5 protein-coding genes are annotated in these 6,590 nt (G+C 74.6%); 3 read left to right on the forward strand and 2 right to left on the reverse strand.

Going from position 1 to position 6,590, the window contains the following annotated elements:
* Positions 1-30: 30 nt before the first annotated feature.
* Entirely contained in the window at positions 31-1,041 is a 1,011-nt protein-coding gene (locus tag VFW24_00730; protein ID HEX5265274.1) for an HAD-IB family hydrolase, read from the reverse strand.
* A 148-nt stretch (positions 1,042-1,189) separates the two neighbouring features.
* On the opposite strand from VFW24_00730, the gene VFW24_00735 reads away from it, so the two are divergent.
* The 3 genes from VFW24_00735 to VFW24_00745 all read left to right on the forward strand — a co-directional run bounded on the left by VFW24_00735 (position 1,190) and on the right by VFW24_00745 (position 4,376).
* A complete protein-coding gene (locus VFW24_00735; protein ID HEX5265275.1) occupies positions 1,190-2,458 on the forward strand; it encodes a hypothetical protein in 1,269 nt (422 codons plus the stop codon).
* Positions 2,459-2,562: 104 nt separating this feature from the next.
* Positions 2,563-3,228, forward strand: coding sequence for a sortase (locus VFW24_00740; GenBank protein HEX5265276.1), 666 nt, complete (start codon positions 2,563-2,565; stop codon positions 3,226-3,228).
* Positions 3,225-4,376, forward strand: coding sequence for a fibronectin type III domain-containing protein (locus VFW24_00745; protein ID HEX5265277.1), 1,152 nt, complete (start codon positions 3,225-3,227; stop codon positions 4,374-4,376). Before VFW24_00740 ends, VFW24_00745 begins: the two co-directional genes overlap by 4 nt.
* On the opposite strand, the gene VFW24_00750 is transcribed toward VFW24_00745, so the two are convergent.
* Positions 4,353-6,590, reverse strand: a 2,238-nt coding sequence (locus tag VFW24_00750) for a DEAD/DEAH box helicase (GenBank protein HEX5265278.1), incomplete at its 5' end; no start/stop codon positions are given. The two genes, VFW24_00745 and VFW24_00750, sit on opposite strands and share 24 nt — an antisense overlap.

Raw genomic sequence — 6,590 nt, forward strand, 5'->3', positions numbered from 1 at the left:
CGGGTTCGATTCCCGTCCACCTCCGCTCTGTTAATGGCGGGTCGGCACCCGGATCCTCCGGATCACGCCCATCGCTCCCGTCGGGGACCCCCGGCCCCGCCGGCCCCGACCTCCCACCGCCGCCAGGGTCCCCAGCCCCGCCGGCGTGTCACCCAGCGAGCCGACCAGCTCCCGGGGGACGCGCGTTAGCCTCCCCGACCATGAAGAAGCTCCTGCTCCTGATCGTGGTAGCGGCCATCGGCGCGGTGGTGGCGAGGCGGCTGCTCGACTCCTGAGCCGCCACCACCAGATCCCCGCCCCGACCAGCCCGGCCGCGGTGGCGGCCGCCGCCACGCCGGGCGCGCCCCCGGGCGGGGCGCGGCGGGTGGGCAGGCGGACGGTGCGCTCCCACGTGCGGATCTCCCAGCCCCGCTCCTTGGCCAGCTTGGACAGGACCCGGTCGGGGTTCACGACCACCGGGCGGCCCACCACCTCGAGCATCGGGACGTCGGTGTAGGAGTCGGAGTAGGCCCACGACCCTTCCAGGTCGATGCCGTCGCGCTCGGCCAGGGCGCGCATGGCCTCGGCCTTGAACGGCCCGTAGGCGTAGAAGGCCATCTCGCCGGTGTAGCGGCCCTGGTCGTCGACCCGGGGCCGGCTGGCGATGGCGCCGTGGACGCCGAGGTGGTCGGCCAGCGGGGTCACGATCTCCTCCGGGCTGGCCGACACCAGGTAGACCGGCCGCCCCGCCAGGCGGTGGTTCTCCATCTCCTCGATGGCCTCGGCGTAGATGATCGGCTCCACCACCTCGTCGAGGGTCTCCCGCACGATCTCCCGAACCTGGTCGCGGTCCCATCCCTTGGTGAGGGCCAGCACCGAGTCCCGGATCCGCTCCAGCTTCTGCTCGCTGGCCCCGAGGTGCAGGTAGACGAGCTGGCCGTACAGGGCGCGGAGCACCGTCCGGCGGGAGATCAGCCCGTGGGAGTAGAGCGGCCGCCCGAAGGCCACCATCGACGCCCGGGCGATCACGGTCTTGTCGAGGTCGAAGAAGGCCGCCTCCACGCCGCCAGACACTACGGCCCGGCGCCGCCCGGAACCTTCGGGCAAATCCTCCCTTTTGCCCGCAGGAGAACCCCACCCCAGCGGCGAATATCCGCTCCGTTCACTAGGGCCCTCTAACCGGGCCCGGGCGCGCTCAGGAGGCGACAGGGTGGGACTTTCCAGGAAGATCGGCGCGCTGGGCGCCATCGGGACGCTGGGCGTTCTGGCGGTGGGGGCGCCGGCCGGAGCGGCCACCGGCTCCCCCGGTCACCCGGAGGTGTACGCCGGCACGGCCCAGGGCACGGCCCTGGTTCTCAACCTCTTCGGCCACACCGTGACCGAGGGAGTGAGCACCGTGAAGGCGGCTTCGAGCCAGCTGGCCGACGCCCTCGGCATCGGCGCCGTCGTCGACGGCACCGTGTACTCCCAGGAGCACTCCGCCGCCACCGCCGCCGATCAGGCCCAGACCCTGCCCGAAGCCTGTGCCACCCCGGCCCTGCCGGCGCTTCCCGCCCCGCTGCCTCAGCCCACCCTCGGGCTGGCCTGCGCTTCCAGCGCCGCCAACACCAAGAACGCCACGCCCTGGGCGGCGGCGGTCGGGAAGGTGGCCGACCTCGACCTCAACGCCGCCGGGCTGGTGGGCACCCTGACCCAGACCCTCCAGCCGGTGCTGAACCAGCTTCAGCCGGTGTTCGGGACCCTCCAGCAGATCCAGCAGATCGCCCCCCAGATCAACGTGCAGGACACCGTCGGCCAGCTCCTCCAGGCCGTCGGCACCCAGCGCACCCTCCACCTCAGCCTGGGCAGCACCACCTCGTTCGTCCGCACCGAGGCCTCGACGGTCACCTCGAACTCCTCGGCGTCGGGCGGGGACATCCAGATCCTCGGCCTGGACGCCCTGCCCAACAGCGCCCCGCTGGCCGAGATCCAGGTCGGCGCGTCCAGCGCCCAGGTGGCCTACAACCGCCGGACCGGCGTGGCCACGCCGAGCTTCGACCCCGCCCTGGTCAAGGTCGTCGTGAACCCGCTGCCGACGACCGGCCTGGCCCAGCAGACCCTCACCGTGGCGCCCGGCCAGAGCCTGACCATCCTGCAGGGCACGCCGCTCGCGTCGACCATCACCGTGGCCGCCGGCTCCTCGACCAAGAACGCCGACGGGTCGGTCACAGCCACCGCCTCGGCCGTGGAGCTCCACCTCCTCCAGGGCGTCGGAGCCTCGAGCGCCACCGCCACCGACGGCGGAGTCGACCTGGCTCTGGCCAAGACCACCGCCACGGGTGGGGGCACCCCGGCCGTGGCGGCCGTGGCGGGGGTGGCCACTCCCGCCCGCAGCAGCTCCCTGCCCTTCACCGGGAGCAACCCGGTCCTCCCGCTGGCCGGAGCCGGCCTGCTCAGCGTGGGGCTGGTCGGGCGCCGCCTGAGGAGGATGTTCCGCTAACGATCTCGTCTCCCGGACCGATACGGGATGCGAGGAGACAACCGGCCCGGCCGCTACCGTCAGGAGAGGGGCGGTGGCCCGGGCCGGTCCTCCCTCACGGAGTGATGATCATGCAAAACCTGCAGGACCGGATCGTCACCTTCCTGCGCGCCCACCGCGCCGCCCGCCTCGGGATCTCCGGTCTCACCGGCCTGCTGCTGCTGGGGGCGGTGGCTCTCCTCGGCTACCCGTTCTTCACGAACATCTGGCAGTCCCGGGTCCAATCCCGCCTGGCCCACCAGCTGGCCAGCGATCCCGCCCTGTCCCAGGAGTTCCGCACCGACGCGGTGCCGATCGGGGACAGCCTCACCCGCCTGGAGATCCCCGCCATCGGGGTGGACGTGGTGGTGGTCGAGGGCACCACCGACGAGGCCCTCAAGGCGGGGGCGGGGCACTACCCGTCGACCCCTCTCCCGTGCGAGGAGGGGGACGTGGCGATCGCCGGCCACCGCACCACGTACGGCCGGCCCTTCGCCGACGTCGACCGTCTGCGCGCCGGGGACCGCGTCGTGCTGACCACGCCGGTGGGGCGCTGCGTCTACCAGGTGTCCCAGGCCCCGTTCGTGGTGCTGCCGACCGACACCGCGGTCGTGGCCGACACGCCCGGCCGCTACACGCTGACGCTCACCTCGTGCACTCCCAAGGGATCGGCCAGCCACCGCATCATCGTCAAGGCGGCGATGGTGAGCGGCCCCTCCACGGCCCCGGCGGGGAGCCAGCCCCAGGCATGAGGGCCGTCCGGGCCGCGGCGGGGGTGGCGGCGGCGGGCTTGGCCCTGGTCGTCGGGGCCGGGCCGGCGCGGGCGGGAGCGCCCGACATCTCCATGAGCTCGCCCACCGGTGGCGGGGTGGTGAGCACGTCCACGCCCACCATCGCCGGCACCGCGTCGGCCACCTCGCCGGACGGGACCGTCACCGGGGATCTGCAGGTGGCGGTCACCTCCGCCGCCGGGCACCCGGGGTGGAGCGCCACCACGCCGGCGTGCGGCCAGTCGTCGTGCCGGTTCTCGCTGGCGGTGTCCCCGCCCCTCCTGTGGAACGGCGCCTACACCCTCTCCGTCCAGGCCACCGAGACCGACCCGGGCGGCCCGGGCCAGCCGGTGAGCTACGAGGCCAGCTTCTCGGTGGCGGCCCCGCCGGCCACCCCGTCGGGGCTGGCCGCCACCCCTTCGGCCGACGGCCGGTCGGTGCGCCTGGCGTGGTCGGAGCCGTCCTACCCCGACCTCGCCGGCTACCAGGTCAGCCGCAGCCCGTCCGGCCCGGGCTTCCCGGCCCGGGTGACGTCCGCCGGCTACTCCGACCCCGCGACCACACCCGGAACGGCTTACAGCTACCAGGTCACCGCCCTCCGCCAGGGAGCCAGCAGCGGCACCACGGTCGCGTCGGCCCCGGCGACGGCGGCGGTGGGCGGCCCTCCCGGCGCCGCCGGCGGGGGAGCGGCGTCGGGGTCCTCCTCGGGATCCGGGTCCGGGAGCACCGGCCCGGCCGGATCGGGGGTGGGCACCTACAGCTCGGCGGGCGGGGCCGTCTCCGGGGGAGCCACCGGGCTCGGCGGTCTGCTCGATCCGTCGGCTTTCGGGGCCGGCCTGCCCGCCCAAGCCGCCCCCGCAGTCCCGAGCCTGCCCCCGGACAGCGCCGAGCCGGGACCCGACCTTCCCGCCGTGGCCCCGTTCAGCTCGTCGAGCTCCGGCGCGTCCGGAAAGGGGGGGCGCCCGGTCACGATCACCTACGGCGCCGTCCCGGTGTCCGGCCACTCCGCCATGGTCCGCAACGTGGCGGCGGTCGGCCTGGCCGCCCTCCTGCTGGCGGTGGTGGCCCACCTTCTGTGGCTGCGGCGCCTGGTGGTGCTGGCCCCGTCAGCCGAGCACGGCCCGGAGTAGGGCCAGCGCCCCCGCCTTGTCGAGGGGCTCGTTGAGGTTCCCGCACTTCGGGGACTGCACGCACGAGGGACAACCGGTCTCGCACGGGCAGTTGGCGATGGCCTCGAGGGTGGCGCCGAGATGGGTGTGGGCGGCGCCGAAGCCCAGCTCGGCTATGCCCGCCCCGCCGGGATAGCCGTCGTAGATCAGGACCGTCGCCGCGCCCGAGTCGGGGTGCCACGCCGTGGACACGCCCCCCACGTCCCAGCGGTCGCAGATGGCGAACAGCGGGAGGATCCCGATGCCGGCGTGCTCGGCGGCGTGCAGGGCACCCGGCAGGGCGTCGTCCGGGCATTCGGTGAGCCCGGCCCGGGCCAGGAGCTGCTCGTCGAACCGGTACCAGAAGCCCCGCGTCAGCAGGGTGGTCGGGGGCAGGTCGAGGACCTCGTCGCCCAGCACCTGGCCGGTGGCCAGGTCCCGGCGGCGGTAGCCGGTGACGTGCTCGGTCACCTCCACCGAGCCGAGTGAGAGGACGGACCGGCCGACCTCGCCGGTGCGCTCCACCCCGAGGATGCGGAAGTCGGTGACGCTGCGGGCCTGGGTCAGCTCCCCGGGATCGACGGCGCCGGCCCAGGCCTCGTTGTCGTCGAGGTCGAGACGCTCGACCCGGTAGTGCTGGCCCTGGTGCAGGTACACGGCGCCGGGATGGACGGTCGCGAAGGCGCGGTCGCGCTCGATGGTCCCGACCAGGCCTCCGTCCTCGTCGACGATGCGGATCTGGTCCGACGACCCGCTGCGCAGTCCCACCTCCCGGGCCGGGTTGCGCCGGCTGGCGGGGACGGCCCGGCCCCGGCGCACCACCAGGTGGTCGGCTATCACCAGGTCGCGCACGGCGTCCTCGAAGGCGCCCTCGGGGAGACCGGGCGGGGCCCACCAGCCCTCGTCCTCGGGGACGAGCGGGCGCTCGAAGGCGGCGCACGCCAGATGGGGATGGAGCACGAAGGGATTGGCCGCGTTCACCACCGCCGGCTCCGGGGGCCGGGTGAGCAGCTCGTCGGGATGGGCCATCAGCCACTGGTCGAGGGCGTCGTCACCGGCCACGAGCACGGCCAGGCTCCGGTTGCGGGTGCGCCCGGCTCGGCCGATCTGCTGCCAGAACGAGGCGATGGTTCCCGGGAACCCGTTGAGGACGCACGCGTCGAGCCCGCCCACGTCCACGCCGAGCTCGAGGGCGTTGGTGGCCGCCACGCCGAGCAGCCGGCCCGAGAACAGCTCGGCCTCGATCTCCCTCCGCTCGGCCGCCAGGTAGCCGCCGCGGTAGGGGCGGACCTTCCCGGCCAGCTCCTCCGGCAGGCGCCGCCGGGTGCCGGCCGCCACCAGCTCGGCCGCCTTGCGGCTGCGGGTGAAGGCGATGCTCCTCCGCCCCGACTCCACCAGCGCCGCCAGGAGTGCCGCCGTCTCGCTGTTGGCCGAGGCCCGCACTCCGGCGGCCCGGTCCCACAGGGGCGGGTTCCACAGCGCCAGCAGCCGCTCCCCCGAGGGCGAGCCGTCCTCGTCGATCTCCGCCACCGGCAGGCCGCACAGCGCCGACGCCAGCCGGGCGGGCCGGCCGATGGTGGCCGAGGTGAACACGAACGACGGGTCGGCCCCGTAGGCCGCGGCCAGCCGGCGCAGCCGGCGCACGACGTGGGCCACGTGGCTGCCGAAGATCCCCCGCAGGGTGTGCAGCTCGTCGAGGACCACGAACCGCAGGCGCATGAGGAACGTGGCCCAGCGGGGATGGTTCGGCAGGATGCCGACGTGGAGCATGTCGGGGTTGGTGAGGACCACGTTGGCGTGGCGGCGGGCCCACGAGCGCTCCTCGGCCCCGGCGTCACCGTCGTAGGTGGCGGCCACCAGGCCCGGCACGTCGAGGTCACCGAGGGCGCGCAGCTGGTCCTGGGCCAGAGCTTTGGTCGGGAACACCATCAGAGCGGTGCCCGGGTCCTCCCCCCGGGCCGGGCCGGAGACCGCCTCGGCTATGGGCAGCTGGTAGCACAGCGACTTGCCCGACGCCGTCCCGGTGGCCACCGCGACCGAGCGCCCGGCGCGCGCCAGATCGATGGCCGCCGCCTGGTGGGACCACAGCCCACCGGCGGGCACCCGGTCGGCCAGCTCGGGGGGAAGAGCCCGGGCCAGGCCGCGGACCGTCCCGCACCGGGCGGGAAGCCGGTGGAGGTGCACGAGCTGGCCGTG

This window comes from Acidimicrobiales bacterium (assembly GCA_036273495.1).
Taxonomy (GTDB): Bacteria; Actinomycetota; Acidimicrobiia; order Acidimicrobiales; family JAJPHE01; genus DASSEU01.

Bases quoted from the DNA above. Each gene is read 5' to 3' on its own strand.
- VFW24_00740 (HEX5265276.1), top strand. From the start codon at position 2,563: ATGATCATGCAAAACCTGCAGGACCGGATCGTCACCTTCCTGCGCGCC.
- VFW24_00745 (HEX5265277.1), top strand. From the start codon at position 3,225: ATGAGGGCCGTCCGGGCCGCGGCGGGGGTGGCGGCGGCGGGCTTGGCC.